Origin of the sequence: Paenibacillus sp. NPDC058177 (assembly GCF_042883835.1) — a bacterium.
Taxonomy (GTDB): Bacteria; Bacillota; Bacilli; order Paenibacillales; family Paenibacillaceae; genus Paenibacillus_AQ; species Paenibacillus_AQ agri.
The window spans coordinates 186,820-210,184 of the sequence record NZ_JBHVVB010000009.1; the positions used below are offsets into that span (position 1 = coordinate 186,820).

Annotated in this window: 16 protein-coding genes; 9 read left to right on the forward strand and 7 right to left on the reverse strand. The window is 51.8% G+C overall.

Going from position 1 to position 23,365, the window contains the following annotated elements; all coding sequences use genetic code 11:
- The coding region (locus ACFVU8_RS26905) for a hypothetical protein (RefSeq protein ID WP_387431420.1) at window positions 1–195 on the reverse strand (195 nt) is incomplete at its 3' end.
- Window positions 196–514: 319 nt separating this feature from the next.
- Window positions 515–2,851, reverse strand: a complete 2,337-nt coding sequence (locus ACFVU8_RS26910; protein ID WP_387431422.1) for a UvrD-helicase domain-containing protein — start codon at window positions 2,849–2,851, stop codon at window positions 515–517.
- A 173-nt stretch (window positions 2,852–3,024) separates the two neighbouring features.
- Between ACFVU8_RS26910 and ACFVU8_RS26915 the strand changes: the two genes are divergently transcribed.
- Window positions 3,025–3,906: a helix-turn-helix transcriptional regulator gene (locus tag ACFVU8_RS26915; RefSeq protein ID WP_387431424.1), complete on the forward strand. Its 882-nt coding sequence runs from the start codon at window positions 3,025–3,027 to the stop codon at window positions 3,904–3,906.
- Between the two features lie 47 nt (window positions 3,907–3,953).
- Here the strand turns inward: ACFVU8_RS26915 and ACFVU8_RS26920 are convergent, their stop codons facing one another.
- Window positions 3,954–4,424 (reverse strand): Imm30 family immunity protein, encoded by a 471-nt coding sequence (locus ACFVU8_RS26920; protein WP_387431426.1) that lies wholly within the window; start codon window positions 4,422–4,424, stop codon window positions 3,954–3,956.
- 159 nt (window positions 4,425–4,583) lie between these two features.
- Between ACFVU8_RS26920 and ACFVU8_RS26925 the strand changes: the two genes are divergently transcribed.
- The gene (locus ACFVU8_RS26925) at window positions 4,584–7,682 is read left to right on the forward strand and encodes a hybrid sensor histidine kinase/response regulator (protein WP_387431429.1); all 3,099 of its coding nucleotides are present in this window, start codon (window positions 4,584–4,586) and stop codon (window positions 7,680–7,682) included.
- Window positions 7,683–7,852: 170 nt separating this feature from the next.
- Here ACFVU8_RS26925 and ACFVU8_RS26930 read toward each other — a convergent pair whose 3' ends face one another.
- On the reverse strand, window positions 7,853–8,986 hold the full coding sequence (locus tag ACFVU8_RS26930) for a response regulator (RefSeq protein ID WP_387431431.1): 1,134 nt from the start codon (window positions 8,984–8,986) through the stop codon (window positions 7,853–7,855).
- A gap of 282 nt (window positions 8,987–9,268) precedes the next feature.
- On the opposite strand from ACFVU8_RS26930, the gene ACFVU8_RS26935 reads away from it, so the two are divergent.
- Both ACFVU8_RS26935 and ACFVU8_RS26940 read left to right on the forward strand, forming a co-directional pair.
- Entirely contained in the window at window positions 9,269–10,093 is an 825-nt protein-coding gene (locus ACFVU8_RS26935; RefSeq protein WP_387431433.1) for a DUF6492 family protein, read from the forward strand.
- A gap of 45 nt (window positions 10,094–10,138) precedes the next feature.
- Complete coding sequence (locus ACFVU8_RS26940; RefSeq protein WP_379467079.1) at window positions 10,139–11,494, forward strand: sugar phosphate nucleotidyltransferase; 1,356 nt, start codon at window positions 10,139–10,141, stop codon at window positions 11,492–11,494.
- A gap of 123 nt (window positions 11,495–11,617) precedes the next feature.
- Here the strand turns inward: ACFVU8_RS26940 and ACFVU8_RS26945 are convergent, their stop codons facing one another.
- On the reverse strand, window positions 11,618–12,481 hold the full coding sequence (locus tag ACFVU8_RS26945) for a Cof-type HAD-IIB family hydrolase (protein WP_379467080.1): 864 nt from the start codon (window positions 12,479–12,481) through the stop codon (window positions 11,618–11,620).
- A 306-nt stretch (window positions 12,482–12,787) separates the two neighbouring features.
- Between ACFVU8_RS26945 and ACFVU8_RS26950 the strand changes: the two genes are divergently transcribed.
- A complete protein-coding gene (locus ACFVU8_RS26950; RefSeq protein WP_387431435.1) occupies window positions 12,788–14,029 on the forward strand; it encodes a DUF445 domain-containing protein in 1,242 nt (413 codons plus the stop codon).
- A gap of 215 nt (window positions 14,030–14,244) precedes the next feature.
- Here ACFVU8_RS26950 and ACFVU8_RS26955 read toward each other — a convergent pair whose 3' ends face one another.
- On the reverse strand, window positions 14,245–15,363 hold the full coding sequence (locus tag ACFVU8_RS26955; RefSeq protein WP_387431437.1) for a glycosyltransferase family 4 protein: 1,119 nt from the start codon (window positions 15,361–15,363) through the stop codon (window positions 14,245–14,247).
- A gap of 186 nt (window positions 15,364–15,549) precedes the next feature.
- Here ACFVU8_RS26955 and ACFVU8_RS26960 point away from each other — a divergent pair, with 186 nt between their 5' ends.
- Entirely contained in the window at window positions 15,550–16,329 is a 780-nt protein-coding gene (locus ACFVU8_RS26960; RefSeq protein WP_387431439.1) for a YheC/YheD family protein, read from the forward strand.
- A 24-nt stretch (window positions 16,330–16,353) separates the two neighbouring features.
- Here the strand turns inward: ACFVU8_RS26960 and ACFVU8_RS26965 are convergent, their stop codons facing one another.
- Entirely contained in the window at window positions 16,354–17,169 is an 816-nt protein-coding gene (locus tag ACFVU8_RS26965; protein WP_387431441.1) for a hypothetical protein, read from the reverse strand.
- 291 nt (window positions 17,170–17,460) lie between these two features.
- Between ACFVU8_RS26965 and ACFVU8_RS26970 the strand changes: the two genes are divergently transcribed.
- From ACFVU8_RS26970 to pulA, 3 genes are all read left to right on the forward strand, one after another.
- Window positions 17,461–20,646: a PAS domain S-box protein gene (locus tag ACFVU8_RS26970; protein ID WP_387431443.1), complete on the forward strand. Its 3,186-nt coding sequence runs from the start codon at window positions 17,461–17,463 to the stop codon at window positions 20,644–20,646.
- Window positions 20,643–21,281, forward strand: coding sequence for a C39 family peptidase (locus tag ACFVU8_RS26975; RefSeq protein ID WP_387431446.1), 639 nt, complete (start codon window positions 20,643–20,645; stop codon window positions 21,279–21,281). Before ACFVU8_RS26970 ends, ACFVU8_RS26975 begins: the two co-directional genes overlap by 4 nt.
- Window positions 21,282–21,358: 77 nt before the next feature.
- Window positions 21,359–23,323, forward strand: a complete 1,965-nt coding sequence (gene pulA / locus ACFVU8_RS26980; protein ID WP_387431449.1) for a type I pullulanase — start codon at window positions 21,359–21,361, stop codon at window positions 23,321–23,323.
- Window positions 23,324–23,365: the final 42 nt, after the last annotated feature.

Sequence of the window (23,365 nt, forward strand, 5' to 3'; positions counted from 1 at the left end):
GATATAAGTTACTCCGCGACAGGCTGATCCCAGCCACACAATGTAGGTTACTCCGCAACGGGCTGATCCCAGCCACACAATATAAGTTACTCCGCGACAGGCTGATCCCAGCCACACAATGTAGGTTACTCCGCAACGGGCTGATCCCAGCCACACAATATAAGTTACTCCGCGCCAGGCTGATCCCAGCCACACAATGTAAGTTACTCCGCGACAGTATGAGCCCAACCACACAAACCTAGTTACTCTGCGACAGGATGAGTTCAACTGCACGATACTAGCTACTCCGTAACAGACTGAACTTAACCATCCAATGCTAGCCATTCCGCATCAGATCGAGCCCAACTCATAAAAAACCTCTCCGTTGTTCCGAGCTCAAGTTCGACTAGCCAACTACGTTGTATCAAACTTATTGTAGCCTCCCCCCGCTGAAACGCGTTAGGGCTATTCTTCTCTTTTACACTCTCTCAAGCTCACTTAAAGTCATTGCTGCCCGGCTAAAATATGTGTCCCTCTATACCGGGACAACCCGGGTGCTCTTCTCCATCGGTGAGCTACATAGCGGGCAGGGCTTGGAGGCCAGATGGTCCTCGGCCCCGCCTGCCTTCATACGCGTCCAGCCGGGGCAGGACGCGCCGGTGCAGTTCCACACCGGCACGGTGTGGGTCCGGCCGGTGGTAGCTCTGGCGGCCGGCAGCGCCTTGGCTGTGACGACGGCGGCGCTGCGGTGCCCGGAGCCCGGCCGCGTGGACCCGGGGGCTGCGGCTGTGGCAGCCGCCGAGCGAAAAGCGGACAGCATGAAGCGTGAGACGTCCGCTTTTTTGCCTCTGTGCCGGGCCGGGGAGCTGATGAACAGCTCCTCCCGAGCCCTTGTTACGGCGACGTAAGCTAGTCGCCGCTCTTCCTCAAGCGCCGCTAGCGCCAGCCCGGCGGCAGCGGCGCTACTGCTCCCGGCCACGGATTTGCGATCCTTGAGCCGGTCAGCCTCCAGTGCCGAGCTGTGCGGCAGGATGCCTTCGGAGGCTCCGATCAGGAATACGACCGGGAACTCCAGCCCTTTGGACTTGTGAATTGTCATCAGCGCAATCCGGTCGCCTTGTTCCTTGAGTCCGGATTGGCGGCTGTGTTCGTTCCGTTCGGTCACGTTGTCTATGAAATCAATGAATGTCTGGATGCTGTCAAACCGCTCTGCCGAGGCTTCCAGTTCATCCAGCATTTCTTTTAGCGTCTCCCGGTGCAGGGTAGCTTGGTGCCGTTCATTGGCTTCGATGAAATAATCATAGAATTGCTTGCGGATCTGGCGGATCGCCAGTACCGGAATCTGCTCCCGCAGCCCGCGAATCAGATCGAGCCGCTCCCGCAGCTTGACGGCCTTGAAATCCTCCATCCCTGGCAGGGACAGCAGATGGATCAGCGGGCCTTGCTTCGGCTGTATGGCCTCCATGCGGCGGATGTGGTCCATCCCTTTTTCCCGATTCATGTACAGGGTGGGGAGAATGTTCTCAATAGCAGCAAAATTACGCCGGTTCAGCGACAGCCGCAAATGGTCGACCACCGGCGAGATCAGCCAATGCTCATAGAGCAACTGGCCTTCGCCGTAATTGATATACGGGATGTCGCGGAGCAGCAGTAGTTCCAGCAAAGCCCGGTTGCTGCTGGAAGCCCGGTAGAGCATGGCAAAATCACGGTACTCCCGCCTTCCGGCTGCTACCTCGCTGACGATGAAGTCCACCATCTGCTCCGCTTCCTCATCCGCTGTTTGCGGACGCAGATACCGCGGCTGGCTGCCCGTGCCTCTGGCAGCTTGCAGGGTCTTGGAACGTCGCCGCTGGTTATGGCGGATAATCCCGTTGCCAAGTCCGACGATGGCCGGGCCGGAGCGGTAGTTGATATCAAGCGTAATGACCTTGGCACCAGGATACAACTTCTCGAATTCCAGAATGAACTCGCTGCGGGCACCGTTAAAAGAGTAGATCGTCTGATCATCGTCCCCGACCACCATCAGGTTGTTCCGGGGGTGGGCAATCATTTTAACTAACTCGTATTGCAGTGCGTTGGTGTCTTGGAACTCGTCCACCATCACATAATGAAACCGATCCTGAAGATCACTCAGCAGCCGAGGACGCTCCTTCAGCATCTGATAGGCGATCAGCAATACATCGTCGAAATCGATTTTGAAATGATCAGTCTTCCATTGCTCGTAGAGGCGGAGGACAGCCTTCATCTCTTGCTCGGCGATGGTGGACTCCGGCAGATCTTCCACGGTGCCCATGTTCATTTTGCAGGTGGAAAGCACGGTTAACAGTGTTTCTGGCGGATAAGCATCCTTGGGTAGTCCGAGCTCGCGCATGATTTGTTTCAGCAGAATATGCTGACGGCGCGTTTCGCTAAAAATCTCCTGTTGCAGTCCCTGTCTGCGCAGGAAATACAGGAAGAACGAGTGGAAGGTCCGGGCTTGGAGCCGCGACACGTCACTTTCGTTCACACCCGGCAGGAGAGCGATCCGCTCACGCATTTCTGCCGCCGCTTTATTGGAAAAGGTCAGTAGCAGCAACTGGCTTGCGGCAACACCACGTACAGACAGCAGATAACCGGTTCTGGCGATCAACACCGAGGTTTTGCCGGAACCAGCTCCGGCCAGGGTCAACAGCGGTCCAAGATGATGCCGGACGGCCGCGATCTGCGGCTTATTTAGGTGAATGCCACCCTGTTCCAATCTGCGAAAATAACCTGCATCCGATTCGCCGGGCTTGACCAACTCCTTGCTGGTCATAGCAGAGGCCACAGCCGCCTGCGGAATACGTTCCCCGGAAGCGCCTAAGGGGATATTATGAAATAAGAGCTTGTTCAATGAATTCACCTTCGTTTAATCCTTCTTATGCTGTAAAAACAGACAATCTACAATATATCATCTGATCCCCAACGATGCACAAAGAAAAACTGTAAAGTATGTATTTTGAGATAAAAAGTCAAATTTCCCAAACGCCGTTATGATAATTTATAGACAAGGGAGGGAGCACACCCATGAGAGACAAAGGGCATTCCAGAGCGGTGAAGAAATCGCTGGAGTATATTGAGAAGAATCTGACGGAAGGGGTATCACTGCGCGAGATATCGCGGCACATCATCTTTTCGCCACAGCATTTCTACAGAATCTTCAATGCGGCTGTAGGTAGCACTGTTGCTGGCTATATCCGCAGAAGACGGTTGGCCAAAGCGGCAAGTGAGCTAATCTACAGTGACAAACGGATTTTAGACATCGCTCTGGAATACCGTTTTCAATCCCAGGAGGCCTTCACCCGGGCATTCAAAAAGGAATATAGACTAACTCCCGGCCAATATCGAACCTATTCTAGAGAACTCATCAAAGGAGGAAATACAATGGCTACAGACAAGGCGCTGCAGGGCTGGACCGTGACAGGACAAAATAGTGACAGTTACAAGGTGTCCGTGGACCAATCGGAAGTGCATACTGGGAAAGCTTCGGCACTGCTCCAATCCGCCCATTCCGCCGCTACCGGATTCGTTACCTTAATGCAAATGTTCAGCGCACAGGCTTACCTGGGTAAACGTCTCAAGCTGACTGCTTTTGTCAAAGCGGAGAACATTAAGGATTGGGCCGGACTATGGATGAGAGTGGATGGCAAAGGTGGAGAAATGCTTAAATTCGATAATATGCAAAACCGCCCTATCAAGGGTTCCAGTGACTGGAACCAATATCAGGTGGTTCTGGATATTCCGCAGGAGGCCCAGGGGATTGCATTTGGGATACTGCTGAGTGGCGCTGGAAAGGCCTGGAGTGACGAGTATCGCTTTGAAGTTGTAGACGCCAAGACACCAACGACTGACGAATCTGAGGAAGATGCTCTGCCGCTGGAGCCAGTGAATCTGAATTTTGAATTGTAGCTGAATTTGGTAGCAGGACTGTTCCTGCACTGAAACAGGTTCCCGCTCTATCCGGAGCGGGTGATTTTCCCCAGAATTTCGTTCACATGCCGCTCGAATAACTTGGGGCGGTCTTCTTTGATTTCCTCCAGCAAAAAAGACAGCACCGTCTTGACCTGTGGGGACATCCCTGCGGCAATATCGGCGTATTCGCTACGGCAGAAGTCGTCCTCTAAGATTCTTTTATTCAGCACAATCGCCCAATCCCGGGCGGGTTCCAGCATGGCAGGCAGCGACTCCAGCAGCTGGGTCAAATACATCTCCGTCTGGTAGCTCTCCACAAAATGAACAAGGCTGAACATGACTTCCTCTTGCTCTGTTTCATCATCAAACACTTTGAAAATTTCATGTATGATTCTGTCCTCTGTATCCCCTGCAAGGCCCTCCAGCGCACGGTCAAACCGCTCGCATTCCAGCTCCGTGCGAAGCAGCCGATTCTCGTAAAGCGTGGCAATGCCGGGGTGTAAGTTATCTTTCAAGGGTATGACTCTCCTTCTCTTCACATTCGAATAAATCCACAATTACATATCTTTTATTTTAGAAGCCGCAGAAGAAAATTTCTACCTTATTCAGTAGTGCTGGGATACAATATTATAATATTAGTCGATAGTTTATTTTACTGTGCGGGAGCTTGCTACATGAATAAAGGCATAGTCTATAAAGTTGCATTGTTGCTGCTGGGTATAAGTTTGTTAGGATATTTTCTGGTTCAATTCTCGTTGGCCGGGGCCGGTACCAAGCTCAATGCGAAGGCAGGATATCTGGATTTAAGAGACTGGGATTTTAAAAGAGACGGTAACGTAGAATTGACGGGCGAGTGGTCATTCTTTTGGAATGAGCTGCTGACGCCTGATGAACTCCGTACCGCTGCTTCAGATGAAGACATCATCGAGGTTCCGGGAAGTTGGAATCGTCATCTTGAGGAGCAAGGAGTTATGCAGTCTACCGGGTATGCCACTTATCGTCTGAGACTGCAATTAGATGATCATCAGGAGGGGATGTACGGCATCCGAACCTCCAATATCCGAATGGCGAACCGCATTTTTGTTAACGGAGTAGAGATTGGGGCTAGCGGAGCTCCGGCTTCGGAGGAAAGCGAGGACCGGCAAGGCAACGTTCCTTATGCAAGCTTTTTCACGTTATCAGGGGGCACGTCCGAAATTGTTGTCCAGGTATCTAATGCGCTGTACGCTTCAGGGGGAATGATCTATCCGCTGCTGTTCGGAGAGCAGAACGATGTCTTAGGTGTAAGAGAGCGCAGCGTCTTTAAGGATGGCGTACTGATCGCTGGTTTTTTTGTACCCGCTGCCTATTTTCTGATTATATACCGGTTACGAAAACAAGAGCGCTCTACGCTATATCTGGGGCTATTTTGCCTTTCCGTGATTCTCTACATGATGACACACGGGGAGAAGTTATTGGAGATGCTTATTCCGTCATTACCTTACACGGTTTTGATGAAAATACAGCCCATCTGCTCCACACTCGGCTACTATTTTCTGCTGCTATCTGCGTTTGAGCTAAATCCCCAGGCGATTCATAAAAGAATTGTGCAGGGTGCGCACTGGCTTATGGCGGTCGTGGTATTTTCAGCGCTGGTGCTGCCCATGAAGACGTTTTTCAAATGGGATATTCAGATGATCGGGCTCGGCTTTTCGATGCTGCTGTTTGTGATGTACATTATGGCCAATTCGATTCGGACGCACAAAGCGGATGCTTTCTATATGATCATGAGTATGCAAAGTATTTTTGCGATTGTCGCGATCAGCACCATGCAAGTTCTAGGTCTGTATGACGATCAAGTCCTCATTCCTTTTGAAATGCTGATCTTCGTTGCTGCACAGGCACTGATGTTTGCCAGAAGATTTGCGGAATCGGTCCGGGAAGTCGAGGCGCTGTCAAGCAAGCTGCTCACGCTGGATGGGCTCAAAGACGAATTTATGGCCAATACGTCCCATGAGCTGCGTACACCACTGCATGGCATGATCAACATCGCGGAGTCTATGCTGGAGAGTGCTGCCGGGAATGCTGACAGCGAGAAACAGGCCGAGAACCTGGCAATGATTGTGGCGACGGGCAAGCAGCTTTCCTCGCTGATTAATGATATTTTGGATTTTTCCAAGTTAAAGAACGGAGAGATCACGCTGCACAGGCGGTCTGTAGACCTGCCCTCTGTGGCCCAATCCGTAGTGGAAGTGATTCCTTATCTGCTCAAAAGAAAACCGGTGAAACTCGTACAGCAGTGGCCGGATCAGCTGCCTTTGCTGGATACCGATGAGGATCGGCTGAGACAGATCCTGTACAATCTGCTAGGCAATGCTGCGAAGTTTACGAGCAAAGGGCAAATTACGCTTTCGTCACATGCTGAAGGAGACAATGTCGTAATAATAATAGAGGATACCGGCATAGGGATTGAAGCGGAGCGGCTGGAGACGATCTTTGATGCATTTGATCAGGGTGGAGATGCGGTTCATCGCGATTATGCGGGGACGGGGCTTGGACTCTCCATTACCAAAAAGCTAGTCGAACTGAGCGATGGGCGAATCAGGGTGGAATCTGTGCCGGGCCAAGGCTCACGATTCATTGTGTACCTGCCTTCCGCGAAGACAGTTTCGCTGCCAGTGCCAGTCGTTTCGGACAAGCCAACGAAGCTTGTTGAATCGATGGAATCCGCTGGTGTATCCATTCGGTCCGTAGAAGCGCAGGAACGGCGGGCAAGCCGGGAGAGGGAGACTAAGGACGCTGAATACCGGGTAATGGTTGTCGACGATGACCCCGTCAATTTGCAGGTGCTGATTAACTTGCTGGAGGTTGAACATTATGAGGTAGCCGCGTTTAGCGGGGGGGAGGAAGCGCTGGCAGCCTTGAGCGGCGCGCAGTCTTTTGATCTCGTCATCACAGACTGGATGATGCCGGGCATGTCAGGGCTGGAGCTTAGCCGTTCCATTCGTGAACGGTTCATGTTGTCAGAGCTGCCGGTGCTTCTGTTAACGGCCCGAAGCCGGCCGGAGGATATCCGGATTGGGTTTGAGGCGGGAATTAATGATTATTTGAGCAAGCCGGTGGACGCCGGAGAGCTAAAAGCGAGAGTGCGCACACTCCTAGAGCTGCGTCAATCGGTGCGAACGGCAATTCAATCTGAGTTGGCTTTCCTTCAGGCCCAGATTAAGCCGCATTTTCTATATAATGCTTTGAATACTATTATCGCCTTCTGCCCAACTGAGCCGTATCAGGCAATGGATTTGCTCATTGAGCTTAGTCAGTATTTGCGCAGCAGTTTTGATTTCCGCAATCGTGACCGATTGATCTTGCTGGACAAGGAGTTGGAGCTGGTTCAATCTTACCTGGCACTGGAGAAGGCAAGATTCAACGAGCGTCTGCAGGTCGAGTTGAATCTTGAGGGAGACCTGAAGCCGATGATTCCGCCGCTTAGTATACAGCCTTTGGTAGAGAATGCGATTAACCATGGCATTATGAAAAAAGAAACTGGCGGAGTGGTTAAGGTTTCTGTAAGCCAGAGCGACGACCACATACGTATTGAAGTGACGGATAATGGCGTCGGTGTGACCAAGGAACGGTTGTCGCTTGCATTATCGGATAGTGAGGGCGGTAGAGTAGGTATGAAAAATATCAATCGCCGGCTGTTGATGCTATACGGTGAAGGTCTGCAAGTAGAAAGTGTGCCGATGCAGGGAACAATGGTTAGCTTCCGCATTCCGGTGAAGCGAAGACAATAGGACTTAAGTGTAGTGGATTCAATGGTTTGATTCAATTCAGGCAATCGGCTGCCTGGAAAATATCAAAATGCAAAAAAACACGCTACCTTCTCGAAAAGAGATAGGTAGCGTGTTTTTCAATTTGTATCCGGAGAACAGCAAATTGATCGCTCTCCGGACTTTTTTAGGGACTATTGTTGCTTAAGGGATTGGTAAAGCGCAGTTGTCTCCGGATCGGGCTCGATACCAAGCTCCTTGTTCAGCATCTCTGCGAATGAATGATAGTGGGTTTGCAGCAGTTCGTAATCTCTCAGACTGGCACAAGCCTGCAGGATTTGCCGGCAAATCTCCTCAGAGTAGGGGTCCTTATCCCGGGCGGACACCAGCCTCTTGATCGCTTGCGTCTCATGGCCTGCTGCCGTTTCTTCCCTGGCGATGGCGAGTACTAATTCAATGTATTGCTGCCTCAGCTGCTCCTGTCGTGGCTTGGCCCACCAATAGTCGTGCTCCTCCAGGTAGTGCCCGGAGTAGAGGCGAAGCGCATTGTCGTAACGTTGTGATGAGGTATTAAGAGAAGGCGCCGGATCCTTCAGAATTCTCTCCAGCTCCTGCACGAACAGTTCGACATCGGTAGCCGTTCCTTCCAGTGTTAGCCGATAACAGTCCTGCGCAAATTCGATCCCGGCGCCCTCGTCCCATTCCCGCAGCAGCTTGCGAATCTGATAGATGGAGGTATGCAAATGGGTCAATCCTTTGTCAGGAGCATAGTCTGGCCATAAGCTGTCCAGCAACAGGTTTTTGCTGACCCATTGTCCTTTGCTATGGAGTAAAAACGCGAAGAGCTCTTGCGCCTTGGAGGTTCTCCATTTCAGTTTAACACCAGGCGTCCTACCACCCCGAAGCTCCAGACGGTGAAAGCATAGGATGGACGGCTCGTAATCCGTCTGCGTAGCAAGAGACAGGGCGTCGCTCTTACGGTGATAAATATCTAACATGCGTGTAACAGTTTTGGCAAAGCGGCCAGTGCTGACAGGTTTGAGCAAATAATCAAGGGCATTTAACTCGAAGGCTTCGACGGCATACTCCGAGTATGCAGTGACGTAGACGATACGAATGTCTGGATCAAGCTGCAAAATATATTCGGCGGCCGCGAGGCCGCTCATCTCAGGCATGCCGATGTCCAGAAAGACAAAATCAACTTTGCAAGTAGAGAGATACTCCAGACTTTCTCGTACGGTCGTAAAGGCACCGATAACTTCGATCCGTCCGTCTGCCTTGATCAGTCTCTCCATTTGGATTAGCGCAGCCTTCTCATCATCAATCAATAGGGCTTTCATCTCGGTTGAAAAGAGGCTCCTTTCACAGTATCTTCATGAATGAAATTTGATGTTATCGTGAAGCCGGATTTGAGATATTGTTCATAGACAATCGCCAGTGGCTAGAATTATACGATAATTCGCTCGCACTTGATATGGGGTTTAATGGAAAAAAGAGAACTTTTCTCTTGTATCTATATAGGGAGAACAGCCATCTTTTTGTCGAGCCCATTCATTCCTTAACTGCCGTTCATATCCTAAAAGCAAAATGATAAATCTGGAGATGAACATATGTCACTGCCAAGTAAAGCAGGGATCTCACAAGCGGCCAAGATTGATGTGCTGATTCCAGCAATCGAAAAGGATTTGGCGACCTTACCCCATGTGGTGAAAGCTGTTAGAACCCATGTTAAGCATCCCATTGGGCGAATTCTCATAGTTGCCCCGCGAAAGGAGCGTTTGCTCCATTTTTGCCGGGAGCACGGCTGTACCTTTGTGGATGAGAATACAGTGCTTCCTCTTACGAAAAAAGACATTCATTACCGCTCACGTACCTGGGAGCGTTCCGGCTGGCTGTTTCAGCAGCTGCTGAAGCTGAACGGCGACAAACTCTGCAAGGCCGATTACTTTCTTGTTATCGATGCAGATACGGTGCTGATTACTCCGCACCGGTTTCGTCAGAACGGCCGCACCGTATTTTTCAGCCGAAGCTGGAGCCAACCGGAATATTTTGTCACGTACAAAAAGCTCATGGGCCGCAAGGCCAGCGCACCGTCTTCGCTCGTTACTCATTATATGCTATTTGAGCGGAGCAAGCTCTCCCGGATGAAGAAAGAGATCGAAGCCCGGCACGGCGTGCCCTGGTATTCCGCCATCCTCCGCAGTATGAACCGGAGTAAGCAATTTGCCTTCTCAGAATTCGAGACCTACGGCAATTACGTGTACCAGAGTGACCCCGGCGGAATGCTGATTCGCAAGGCGCGCAACAAGGGTTTGCACCAGAACGCTGGTGGGGTCTCCCAGACGGAGAAGACAAAGCTGGCCAAAAGCTACAGATCCTTGTCCTTTCATAAACGCAAAGGATATTCCCGATCATCGCAGGCCAGCCGCCACTGAATGAAAGTGACGGCTGCCTGACATCAGAGATAAGGAGGCGTCAATGTGCGGATCGTTCTCCTGTCCGGAGGCTCGGGCAAGCGGCTCTGGCCGCTCTCCAATGAGATCAGGTCAAAGGTATTTCTGAAACTGCTGCGTTCTGAAACGGGCGTCATGGAATCCATGCTCCAGCGGATGTGCAGAGAGCTGGACCGGGCCGGGCTGCTGTCCTCCAGCTGTATCGTAACGCACGAGTCCCAGGTCGATATTACCGTTAGTCATGTCGGCGAGGGAATTCCCGTGCTTGGCGAGCCGCAGAAGCGGGGTACCTTTACAGCCGTAGCTCTGGCAGCCAGCTACTTCTATTCCGTACTCGGCGTTGAGCCACAGGAAACGGTGGTAGTTCTGCCGGCTGATGCTTATGCTGCGCCGTCTTTTTTTCAGCTCCTGCGGCGCTTTCCGGATGTGCTTAGAGAGGGGGCGGCAGAGATTGCGCTGATCGGTAGCGTACCTAGGTTTCCCTCCGGGGAGTTTGGATATATAGTTCCGCAGGCGGGAAGCCCGGGCGGGAGCTATTATCATGTAGATCGCTTTGTCGAAAAGCCTGATCCGGACACAGCGCAAAAACTGATTGTGCAGCAAGCCCTGTGGAATTGTGGTGTCTTTGCCTGTTCGTTGTCTTTTCTCCTGAACAGTCTATCCGAACGGGGGATCGAACTAGTATATGACAGGCTGCTGGAGAGCTACGACAACCTCCCTCGGGAGAGCTTTGACCGTGAGGTGCTGGAGCATTCGCGCCATACGGTAGTAATCCCGTACAGCGGCAGCTGGAGTGATCTGGGGAGCTGGGACAGCTTATCAGCCCATCTGGAGCAACAGGTTACTGGCAAAGGCAGCGTCTCTCCCGATGCGCACCAGACGTATCTGGTGAATGAGCTATCCCTGCCGGTACATGTTATTGGCCTGAACGGTGCCATTGTGGCGGCTGGCCCGGACGGCATTCTCGTTGCGGACAAGAACCGGGCCAATGAAATCAAGACAGCGCTTGGGAATAGTTATTCCGTGCCCAGGTACGAAGAGACTCGCTGGGGGACCTCTGTTATTTTGGACGAAGACCCCAGTAAAGATGGACCTGTGACCGTAACCCGAAAGCTGCAGATCTATCCCGGCAAGCATACCGAGTATCATTTCCATCACAGGATCTCCGAAGTATGGACAGTAGCAGAGGGCACCGGGAAATATATATTGGATGGGAATGAGTACGCTTTATCCACTGGTGACATTGTGCAGGTTCCTGCAGGGGTGGGACACGCGATCCAGGCGATGACCTCGCTCACACTGATTCAGATTGAGACGGGTGGACAGCCGGGAGAAGTGGATTGTGTAAGATTGTCTCACGGATGGAGCATCATAGAGGATTAGCAACAGGCGGCCCGGTGGAAGGCTATGGAGTAATGAAGGTGCGGGTGTGAAAAGAGGACCGGGCATGAATGCCCGGTCCTGTCATGTAGAAGAGATTCTGTAACGAGTGCTGGTGCTGCTCCGTTATTTTTTATTTAAAACATGCTGAATTCCTGCCGCTACCCCATCTTCATGGTTGGTCAATGTGATGTGATCACAGTTCTTCTTAAGAATCGGTGCGGCATTTGCCATGGCAATACGGTAGCCGGCAGCCTCGAACATCGGCAGATCGTTATAGCTGTCGCCCATAACAACGGTTTGCTCCATGGGAATACCGTAATGAGCGGCCAAAATGGCCAGGCCTGAGCCCTTGTTGGCCTCTTCATGGTTGATTTCAATATTATTGACATGGGAAGAAGTGATAATCAAGCCAGGAATGGAAGCAAATTTCGTAGAAGCTTCCTTCAGCAGCTCAGGTTTGAGCGAGAAGGCCAGTGCTTTATATATGACACTCTCTTCCTTGCTCCAGACTTCCTCCATGCTCTCCACATAGGTTACGGCTGCCTGCCGGAACTGCTGATCGATAACGCCCTTCAGCAGCAAGCGCAGTTCTTCAGGCAGATCGTCGCCGCCTTGTGCTGACAGCTTCTCCAAGTGTACGCGCTTGTTCAGCTCCACGTAGACGTTGTCTTCCGTATAAATCTCGTAATATAAGTCAGGGATCTCGTTCATCCAGCGCAGCGCCGGGATAACATCTTCCTTATGCAGCGGCTTGCTGGCAGCAAGCGTCTGGTCCTGCAGTGTGACTACAGCGCCGTTTAGACTTACCACCGGTAATTCCAGCTCGGCCAGCCGAAGCTGCTTTTCTGCATCCATATACGAACGTCCTGTAGCAATGATAACAATATGGCCAAGATTTTGAGCCTGTACAATAGCATCGCGGTTTCCTGGACTGATATTGCCGTTGTCGTTCAACAGGGTGCCGTCCATATCCAAAGCAATCAGCATATTCTGGCTCTCCTTTAACGTTAGTAGTCCCTGTTAAGGGCGATAAAAGTATTAATGATAGTTTATCACTAATTTCCTGAAAACTAAAAATCCATTTTCATCAAGAGGAAGGGGGTTGACCGCCTGATCTGCTCAGGGGGCACTGACAGGTACAGAAAGGGGAGCAATCGTGGTACAATGATGGATAAAGCACTGATAGGCCGGAAAAGGTCGCCAGTCCCTTGCCTTTTTTCGGCTTGAACCGGCGGCCTTTAGCCTGCAAAGGAAACCGGCAGGTTGTATATGCTGTACCCAAGGAGGACCTCTATGAGATCTAGACATTTAGCTACAATATCACTCGCCGTTATGGCGATCGGCTTTCTGGCTACGCTGTTTCTACCGGAGAACCTGGCTGTTATCCTGCTGAGAGGCGGCTTTGAAGCCGGACTGGTAGGGGGGATTGCGGACTGGTTCGCAGTGACAGCGTTGTTCCGTCATCCCATGGGGCTGAAGATTCCCCATACCTCCCTGCTGCTTAAGAACCGGGATAAAATCATCCAGTCTCTGATCCACGCGATGGAGAACGAACTGCTTAATAAGAAGAGTATCGAGGACAAGCTGCGGAAGTTCGGCTTTATCACTCTCGCCTCTCGCTTGTTGACTAGAGTGTTCAGCCGGAAGAAGGCCCGGCAGGAAATGCTGGAGCAATTGAAGAGTATCGTGCTGAAGGTACCTGCCGAGAAGGCCGTTCCTTATCTGCAAAAGGCGGTCGCCAGCTACCTCAGTCAGGCTGATCTTGGCACCGCAGCTGATGTGGTCTTGAGTAAGCTGATGAAGGACGGCAAGGATGTAGCCGCACTTGACTTTGCACTGCAGGGAGTGTCCTCGTGGACTGCACGCCCGGAGACCAAAGCGATGCTGGGCAAGCTTGCCAGCCAGAAGCTGTCTGAAGTCAAGCTGGGCGGCTTCAAGGGCATGGCTTTCCAAGCCTTTGTGGGATTTGTCGATGAAGAGATGCTCGGCGATATGCTACAGGGCATGCTGATCTCCGGGATACGAGATTTTCAGGAAGAGGACAGCCCTTACCGCGAAGATGTCATCCGTGAGATCCGCACGGCACTGTTCCAGCTTATCGGTGACGAGGAGCGTCTGACATCCTTGAAGGCGTGGGCGGTTGAACAGGTAGAAGGTGCATCGGCCAATGGCTTCATGGTGGCCCAACTGGAGCTGCTGCGCAGCAAGGCTGTGGCGCTGCTAGAGGAAGAACAGGCGACAGGTGGACGCAAGCTGTTCGCACTGTATGCGATGCTCACCCGTCGTATCCGGGACGAGCAGCAATGGATTCAAGGTTGGGAAACGCGTGTGCGTGATTCTCTGATTGCCTTTGTAGAAGCCAATCATTACCGGATTGGCCTGCTGGTGAAGGAGAATCTGGACAGCATGGACGATGCTAGTCTGGTGAATATGCTCGAAGAGAAGGTGGGTAAGGATTTACAGTGGATTCGGGTTAACGGGGCATTATGCGGCTTTGTTGTAGGGCTGGTTCTTACCGTAATCCAGTTGTTCTGACCCTAGTCTTTAATAAAGGAAATTAGTTGAGCAGTGAATGCAATCCGGGAGTAGCTTAAATGAGCGCCCGGAGAGCTTCGCTGCTTTTTTTGCTATATCCGGACAAGTGAATCTCATTCGCCAGCAGCTGAAGTGGTTTACCGGCGCAAGCAAGGTAAGCCGGTTTGGGACTGCGTCAGCCGTATGCGGCTAACCTGAAGTCACCCTAACCGGCATTATTCTATATGCTGCTTATCCTCGCTGCAAAAGCCGTGATACAGCACCTCTAACCGGTCTGCGGTGTGCTGCCACTCAAAGGTCTGCAGCGCGTCGCTGCGTCCCTGTGCCCCGATCCGGGCGGCTAATACGGGATCGCGCGCCAGCCGCAGCAAATACCTGGCGAAGGGCAGCGCCTGCGTATAGCGCTTCACAAGATAACCATTATGTCCGGGAACAATGATCTCCCGGATGCCGCCATTGCTGGAGGCGACGACTGGCAGTCCGGAGGCCATGGCTTCGACGTTCACCAGGCCGAAGGATTCATGCCGCTGGGAAGGGCAGACGAAGACATCCGCGGCCTGGTATAAGCTGTGGATGTCTTCGTGAGGGACGCTGCCGGGAAAAGTGACCGGCACGCCCAATCGGCGGGCGAGCTGTCGCAGCCGCCGGATGTACGCCGGCTTGCCTCTGCCGGTGACGACCAAATGAGCGCGGGTGAGCCGGTTCAGGAGGGCGACCGCCCGGATCAGCACCGGCACACCCTTGCGCGGAATGATCCGGCCGACGAACAATACGGTGAAGGCCGGAGGGAATCTGTGGAGCCCCCGCAGCCTCAGCCGCTCCGGCTGTGATACGGGGGCGAACCGGGACAAGTCCGCGCCTAGCGGGACGACGTCAATGCTGCGCTTTATGCGCGGGAACCGCCGGGCCAGCCGCTGCTGCAGAGAGGCGCTGTTGGCCACAATGAGATCGGCCCGCGCCAACCGGGCGGCCGTCTTGTCCGAGGCCGGCACAAAGGTCAGAGAATGGAGGAAGAGCACGGCAGGCGTCAGGGGTTGCTTTTGCTTCACTGCAGCTAGCAGATACGGGCGATTATCCACCTGAAATATATCGAAGTCTTTGCCTTCGATATATTTCAGAACCGAGCTGCGATATCTGGCCGGGCTCCCCGCTGGCAATCGCACGATTTCGACACGGGCCAGTTTTTCGGTATCTGGCAGATTCGGCATGCTCCGGCTGACAATGGTCACCTTGTGCTTCTCTGCCAGTCTCTCGGCAATGGCCCAGATGCAGATTTCTACCGAACTGTCCCCAGGCACCGGAAACTGTTCCGGTGCGATGATACAAATATGCATGTTCCCATCCCTCCTGTCCTCTGCTCTCTCTCGCTCTTTTACCATATGCAGTCTGTTGGGCTGAAGATACAGATTAGGCGCGGAGAGGGCGATCATCCCATGCGAAGCGTACGGTGCCCGAATACAATGCAAGGGCGATCATGTTTGAGCGAATGATTCTGACTTAGAACAGGGGAGAGGGCTGACTTGGGAACGAAGCATAGAACAGGATTGATGAGCAAGTGGATCAAGACCAAGGTGTTGCTGCAAAGTCCGGAGATTTCGCCGCTGATTCCGGATACCCAAAGATTCACCAAAGCAAGCCTGCGGAGTATGCTGCATAAGTATGGCATGGTCTATGTGAAACCGATCAACGGCACTTATGGTAAGGGTGTCATGAGGGTGGAAGTGAAACGGGGCTCGACTGGATCAACCTATCAGTACCAGAGCGGAACGACCATTCGTACCTTCGGAGCCTTCGATGCCTTCCACCTTTCGCTCAAGAAAGCAACCGGCGGACGGGGCTATTTGATTCAGAAAGGGATCGAGCTGCTGAAGCATAAGGGCCTGCGCTTTGATCTGCGGGTCATGGTCCAGCTCAGTCCGAAGGGGAAATGGGAGACAACAGGGCTGATTGGCAGGGTAGCTCAGAAAGGCAAGATTGTTACGAACTATCACAGTGGTGGCAAGCCAACAGCGATTGAGACACTGCTGGCCCCGCATCTAGACAAGGCTCAGCAGGGAGCAGTCATAAAAAAGCTGGAGAAGTTAGGGCGGGATACCGGACGCTTCTATCATAAGAAATATCCCGGATTTAAGCAGGTTGGCGTGGATGTTGGCCTTGACCGGAATATGAAACCATGGATTATTGAGGTGAATACGAATCCCGACCCCTATATTTTCAATCAGCTTAAGGATAAAAGGATGTACCGTAAGGTGATGTCGTATCGCCGTGCTCATGATAAAGCAAAGACATCTAAGAAATAAGCCGCGCTTTCCTATGCTGCCGGTTTAGGATGCCAGCTGGGTTTTGGCAGTAGCGATGACGGCAGCCACTTTCTGTTCCGACTCGATGATTTTTTGCTTGGCATCCGCAAGCTGACGATACTGGGAGGCCATGGAGGACAGGGACTGTGAAGTCAGGCTGGCGTTCTGCTTGCGGATAGCGGCCTTGAAATCACTCCAGTCGGCGGTTAGCCGCTTGTTCAACGCGGAAACGACACTTTTCTGTGCCTTAATCGTCAATTGAGGGTTATCGATCCCGCTTAGGGTCTTGCGGACCGCCGCAGTCTTCTTGGTACGGGCGTCCTTGGCGGCACGTAGTTGTGTTTCTTTGGTGCGGATGTCCTGACGTGCGATCTGGACTGCAATCTTCATAACGTCCGCCTGGGTCTTCAGCACGGCATTAAGATCCTTGTCCTTCAGCTTCTTCGCAAGAGCTATCCTGTTGTTAAGTGCACTGTATTGGTCGAACAAAGGTTGATAACGTTGCTTCAGCTTAGCGGCCTCTCCCTCCAATCGGCTCACTGTTGTGAGGTCAATCTCCTTGATTTGCTGACGTATCGCTGCCAGGGACTGCTCGTTATTGTAATGCAGGGACCGGATATGGCTCTCACGATTGTCATCTTGCAGCTTTAGAACAGATAGCTCGCTGTATAAGCTGTTCATCTTGGTTCTGGCTGATCCTTCTGCTTTGGCCGTTGTCAGATCAAAGGCGGTCTTCACCGAAGGGGTAAATTCAATAGCGGGAGCCCCGAAGGCGGTGGCAGGAAGCAGCGGCAGCAGCAAGAGTGAAACGACCAGCGTGATAATAGCTTTGAGGTTCATTAGGTGTGTCCTCCTTTATAGTTCCCCATTGGACGCAAAAAGCACCCGCAGCAAAGGCACTAAGCCTTTGTTACGGGTGCTTCCGTCGTAACAGGTCACGAATAATATGTTGCTCTCATTGTAGTTTTCGAAGCCCATAAAAGTCAATGATTTCAATTGAAATTATTCTCTCTTTTTCTTGTTTAAGGTGATGGTACCAGATTTCTTTCCCTGTCTCTATTGACGTATACTGGGGTTAATAGAGAAAGAGAGAGTCCGCTAAAACAGGCTCATGATGAAGGAGGCCCATTGATGGATTACTTCTTGGCAGAAGACCCCAATATACTGAATCAGGCGTTCATGAAGTCCCCTGTAGGAATGGCTATCCTTGCACCTGGAGGAAGCGGCTGGCTGAAGGCCAACCCGGCTTTGTGCAGGCTGCTGGGTTATCATGAGACCGAGCTCCACATCTTGGATTTTTTTAAAGGGAATAAGAAGAATGGAGACAGGACCCTTTTGTCCTTTCAGGAGATTATGGACGGTCTTGAGGCGTCTGCTGACTGTGTGTTGGAGAGAGAGCTGCGTTTTCTTACCGGTAAAGGAAGGTATATTTGGCTCTCTCTGACGTTCGCTCGCATAGAGAATGGACAAGCTTCTTCAAGTCTGATTCTCTATGCCCAGGATATCACGGACCGCAAAATCGCCGATCAACTGACCGTGGATAGCAGTGATTTGTACAATTTGTTTATTAAAGATGAGCAGAATCTTATCTCGCTGACTCTACCTGACGGAACGCTATCCTTCGTGTCCCCTTCCAGCTATTCGCTCCTCGGTTACCGTCCGGAAGAGATGATTGGTACGAACCGGCTGGATTATTACCATCCCGATGATGCCGAAGAGATTAGACGGTACGGCAAATTTCTGGAGAGCGATGCAGTTGCCCGCCGTGTGCGCCACAAGGATGGTCATTATGAGTGGATTGAGACAGCCTTTAAGGTGAGACGGGACGAGAATAACGAGAGTACTTATATTCTGGGTATCGGGCGCAACGTGACTAAGCGCAAGCAGAATGATGAAGCGCTGGTAACAGCTCAAAGAGTGGCCCGGATCGGTTCCTGGATTTGGGAGCTGTCCAGCGATCGGTTGAATTTATCGGATGAATTGCTGCGAATGCTGTTATACCCACTGGATAAGGAAAACATGTATTATGATGACTTCAGACAATTTGTGCATCCAGAAGACAGGGCTTATGTGAATGAGACCGCTAAGAGAGCCATAGCACAGGGGGGATCAGGAGAAGCTTCTTATCGCTTATTACTGCCGGATCACCGTGTTGTTGGCGTGCATGTCCAGTGGGATGTCATCATGGGACCAGGCGGAAAGCCGGTTCAATTAATAGGAATGATGCAGGATATCAGCGATCGGCTGAAGATAGAAGAACAGCTGCGGCAGAGTGAATACCATTTTCGGCTGTTGTCCGAAAGTTCCCTGGATTTAATCTCAAGGCATGCAGTCAAGGATGTCACCTACCTGTACTGCTCTCCGGCCAGCCGCACATTGCTGGGGTATGAGCCGGAAGAACTGACTGGCACGAGTGCCTACGATTATGTTCACCCCGATGAGCTGGTCATGATAAAAGGGTACATGGAGAAAGGCCTGAGTACTGGCGTTCTTCCGGTAATCACCTGCCGTTTCCGCCGCAAGAACGGGAGCTACGTCTGGGTGGAGTCGAACAGCCGGTTCATCTATGACAACACCGGGAATATCGTGGAAATCATCTCGGTGGGACGCGATATTACGGAACGGCTACACCATACTGAGCAGATTGAGAAGCTGAGCAATGAACATACGTTGATCCTAAATGCGGTTTCCGAGGGTATTCTCCGTCTCGATCCGGAAGGAAGGGTCACGTTCATCAACCCTGCAGGAGCGGCTATGCTGGATTTCCAGCAGGATGAGATCATTGGCCGTGCTTACCTGAAGCATATCCAGCAGAGTGCGTATGACGGAGTTAACTTTGGTCCGCAGGAGTCACCGTTAATGCAGGCGATTCGGTCTGGTATATCCCATGACAGCAAGGATGCGGTCTTATGGCGCAGAGATGGCTCCAGCTTTTTGGCTGAATATCAGGTGACACCGTTGTTCAACCAGGGAGAATGTGTTGGATCCGTGTTGGTGTTCCAGGACATTACAGACGAGAAGGAGATTATCCGGGCCAAGGAATCTGCCGAAAAGGCCGATCAGGCTAAATCGGAGTTTCTGGCCATCATTAGCCATGAGCTGCGTACCCCGATGAACGGCATTATGGGTATGACCGATTTGTTGTCGGAGACCGAGCTTAGTGAGGAACAGCGTGGATATACCGACATCATCAGCCAGAGCAGCGATTCCCTGCTGTCTATTCTTAATGAGATCCTTGATTTTAGCAAAATCGAGGCGGGCAAGATGACCCTTGTTGATGAGCCGGTATACCTTCATGCCGTTATGGACAGTGTAACGGAACTGTTCACACCCAAGGCGCTGGAGAAAAACATCGTCCTGTCCTGTCATATCGACGGCGACGTTCCGGCAGTAATTCATGGCGACGCAGCCCGGCTGCGGCAAGTACTGGTCAATCTGGTCAGCAATGCGGTTAAATTCACCGAAGTGGGCCAGGTTGTCATGCATGTGGAAAGAGAAGCGTGTTCCAGCAGCCACAAGCTGCTCCTGAAGTTTAATGTCAGAGATACAGGGATTGGTATTCCCGCATTCAAACAGCATCAATTGTTTCAATCCTTCTCTCAGCTCCATCCGTCGATTAATCGTAAGTATGGAGGAACTGGACTTGGACTGGCGATCTGCAAGAAGCTGGTGGAACTGATGGGCGGAGCGATCGGGGTGGAGAGCAGTGAAGGGACAGGGTCAAATTTCTATTTTACCCTGCCACTCGATACCGTTGGCGATGGCACTCACAGTCATGACAACGGAATAATCTTACCGGATACACAGCACTGGGTTGGATCTTCCGCAGAAGAACTGGCTACGAATATAGCATCAGAAGAAAATGTCGGACTGTCGGAGGAATCTGAGGAGATTGGATGGCTGCCGGGAAGTTCAATGCTAACCGGACCCCAGTATGGGCCGTTGTCTATTCTAGTTGTCGAGGATCATCCGGTGAATCAAAAACTGCTCCTGACGATGCTTGAAAAAAGAGGATACAGTGCTGATCTCGCTGAGAATGGGGAACAGGCGGTGGCAGCAGTCATGCAGCAGTCGTATGATCTTGTCTTTATGGATGTGCAGATGCCGGTTATGAGCGGTTTTACGGCAGCAGCCCTCATTGCGGACAGAGTTCCGGCAGAGCGCCGTCCTTACATCGTGGCCGTGACCGCTTTTGCAGGACCAGAAGACCGGGAGCGTTGCAAGGCAGTGGGGATGCACGATTTCATCAGTAAACCGTTCGTTTCTTCTGAGGTAGAGCGGATATTGCGGGAGCACAGGGAAAAGATATCCTTATGAAGCATAAAGTTACTTCACACAGGCTGAATATAGAGCCTTATTCGCAGTGGGAGCAAGGCGTGTCCTCGCCGGGCTCTGCCTGCGGTCCGGCGACAATGGCTGCCATACTAGAATATTGGAGCCGGCATATGGACTTGACAGGTGTTCCGGTGCTGGGTAAGCAGCATTTTGGCTCCAGAGCGGCACAGATTAACCACTTGTACAGCTGCTATGGCGGCAGGCCTTGGGGGATGAGCGTTCGGGGGTTTGTAAAGGGCATTCGGGCTTTTCTGCACGCAGAGGCGGGGGATAACGGTCAGGGCCAACTGAGTGCGCAATCTTATGTATTCAGGGATTGGGAAACCTATAAGGCCGAGATTAATGCTGGACGGCCAGTAGCGATCAAATTCGACAAATGGACAAGTCTGCGCTGGAGGGGACAATATCTGTATGATTATCACTGGGTGGTCGGCATCGGATATGAAGAACCTTATGGCAGTAACACTCCCTCTCTAATTGTTCATGATAATGGCAGTCGGTACAAGGATGGCGCTACTACACCTGGCGGAGAATGCCGGGTGGATTATCAGACCAACCGTGACATTATCACGATGGTGGGTCTGAACCTTACCTTTTTCCAAGATAAAGAAAATTAATTAAGTTCAAACGTTTGCACTACGCTCGTAATCAGATTATAATATCCAGTTATTACAGGGTAAAGGGGAGCGTTGCTTTGGCGGTACAAAGAGAAGGGAAAGAGCCTATTCATTATGGTGACCCGGTAGAGACTGGCGGGGTTTCTGTCTTTGAGCAAGGATTTGATGAGTTGTTCAGTTATGACGGAGATGATTTAGGATTGACTTATGCACAGGATCGCTCGGTGTTTCGGCTATGGGCTCCAACCTCGCAGGAGACGGAGCTCGTCCTGTACGAATCATGGGAAGACGAGACTTCAGGTAGTCGCCTGCCCATGACCCTTGATAGTAGGGGAACCTGGACAATTGCGGTTGAAGATGACCTCGCAGGCAAATTCTATACCTACCGCGTACGCATCGGCGGACAGTGGAATGAGGCGGTTGATCCTTATGCCCGAGTTGTGGGCGTGAACGGCGACAAAGGCGTCATTTTGGATCTAAGGGAGACCGATCCGGAGCGGTGGACGGAGGATAAACCACCGCTAAGCCATCATATTGACGCGGTCATTTATGAACTGCACCTGCGGGATTTGTCCATTCATCCGGCCAGCGGCATTGCTCATAAGGGGCAGTATCTGGGTCTTGCCGAAGCAGGCACACGCGGTCCAAAAGGGATTCTTACAGGGCTGGATCATATAGCTGATCTCGGTGTGACTCATGTTCAGTTGCTGCCTTTTTATGATTTTGCCACCGAAAGTGTAGACGAGACCAAGTCGGATCAGGCCCATTATAACTGGGGATATGACCCTAAGAATTATAATGCTCCTGAAGGCTCTTATGCCACAGACCCCTATGTCCCAGGTGTCCGGATTACCGAGCTGAAACAGATGATTCAGGCCCTGCATGATCGTGGCTTACGTGTCATCATGGATGTCGTCTACAACCATGTTTATGATGGTTATCGCGTGAATTTCACGAAGCTGGTTCCGGGATACTATCTGCGCTACAAGCCGGATGGCAGTCTGTCCAACGGCAGCGGATGCGGCAACGATACGGCGACCGAGCGGGCGATGATGTCCCGTTTTATCGTCAATTCTGTTTTTTACTGGGCCAAGGAGTACCATATTGACGGCTTCCGGTTCGATTTGATGGGTCTGATAGATGTGGGCACGATGGCGGAGATTCGCCGTCGCCTGGATGAACTCGACCCGTCGATCCTAACCATTGGCGAGGGCTGGGTCATGGATACAGAACTGCCTATGGAACAGTTGGCCAACCAGAACAATGCCGATTTGCTGCCGGGTATCGGGCACTTTAACGATGGTTACCGGGATGCGGTCAAAGGAAATATCTTTCTGTACGATCAGCCGGGGTTTATTAGCGGGAAGTCCGGACTGGAACAGGCGGTGAAGACGGGCATTACCGGAGGGATTGTCTACAGCCAGGATATTGGACAATTTGCTGACGAGCCACTGCAGTGTGTGAACTTTGTGGAGTGTCATGACAATCATACCCTGTGGGATAAAATCGTATTGTCCACAGAGGATGTCAGTGACGAACAGCGGCGGGCCATGCACAGGCTGGCTTCAGCTATGGTGCTGACCAGCCAAGGGATCGCCTTCATCCATGCGGGGCAGGAATTTATGCGCACCAAGGACGGTATTGAGAACAGCTACAAATCCCCGGTGGAGATTAACTGGCTGGACTGGGAACGCTGTGCAGCTTATCAGGAAGATGTTGCTTATATGAAGCAGCTCATTTCTCTACGCAGATCTCATCCAGCCTTTCGGCTACGGAACGCGGAAGATATCCGCAGTCATCTTGTATTTGAGAAAACCCCCGCCGGGGCAGTGGCTTACACCCTGCGAGATCACGCGGGAGGGGAAGCTGCAGAGCACTTATACGTCATTTATAACAGCCTCCCTGAAGGAGTCTCCTGCACTTTGCCTGGCTTGGGTAAGTGGGAAGTGCTGTTTGGCGGCGATCTTGTAAGCAAGCTTGCGGGCGACCGGCTGGTTACTCGTGGTATCGGAATGGTTGTACTTGCGGTACAACAGGCTTGAGGCAAAAAAACAAACAGAGAACAGATATAGTTGCAAAAGTTG

Bases quoted from the DNA above. Each gene is read 5' to 3' on its own strand.
- ACFVU8_RS26955 (WP_387431437.1), bottom strand. From the start codon at position 15,363: ATGCATATTTGTATCATCGCACCGGAACAGTTTCCGGTGCCTGGGGAC.
- ACFVU8_RS26915 (WP_387431424.1), top strand. From the start codon at position 3,025: ATGAGAGACAAAGGGCATTCCAGAGCGGTGAAGAAATCGCTGGAGTAT.
- ACFVU8_RS26925 (WP_387431429.1), top strand. From the start codon at position 4,584: ATGAATAAAGGCATAGTCTATAAAGTTGCATTGTTGCTGCTGGGTATA.
- ACFVU8_RS26935 (WP_387431433.1), top strand. From the start codon at position 9,269: ATGTCACTGCCAAGTAAAGCAGGGATCTCACAAGCGGCCAAGATTGAT.
- ACFVU8_RS26950 (WP_387431435.1), top strand. From the start codon at position 12,788: ATGAGATCTAGACATTTAGCTACAATATCACTCGCCGTTATGGCGATC.
- ACFVU8_RS26970 (WP_387431443.1), top strand. From the start codon at position 17,461: ATGGATTACTTCTTGGCAGAAGACCCCAATATACTGAATCAGGCGTTC.
- ACFVU8_RS26975 (WP_387431446.1), top strand. From the start codon at position 20,643: ATGAAGCATAAAGTTACTTCACACAGGCTGAATATAGAGCCTTATTCG.
- ACFVU8_RS26965 (WP_387431441.1), bottom strand. From the start codon at position 17,169: ATGAACCTCAAAGCTATTATCACGCTGGTCGTTTCACTCTTGCTGCTG.
- ACFVU8_RS26945 (WP_379467080.1), bottom strand. From the start codon at position 12,481: ATGCTGATTGCTTTGGATATGGACGGCACCCTGTTGAACGACAACGGC.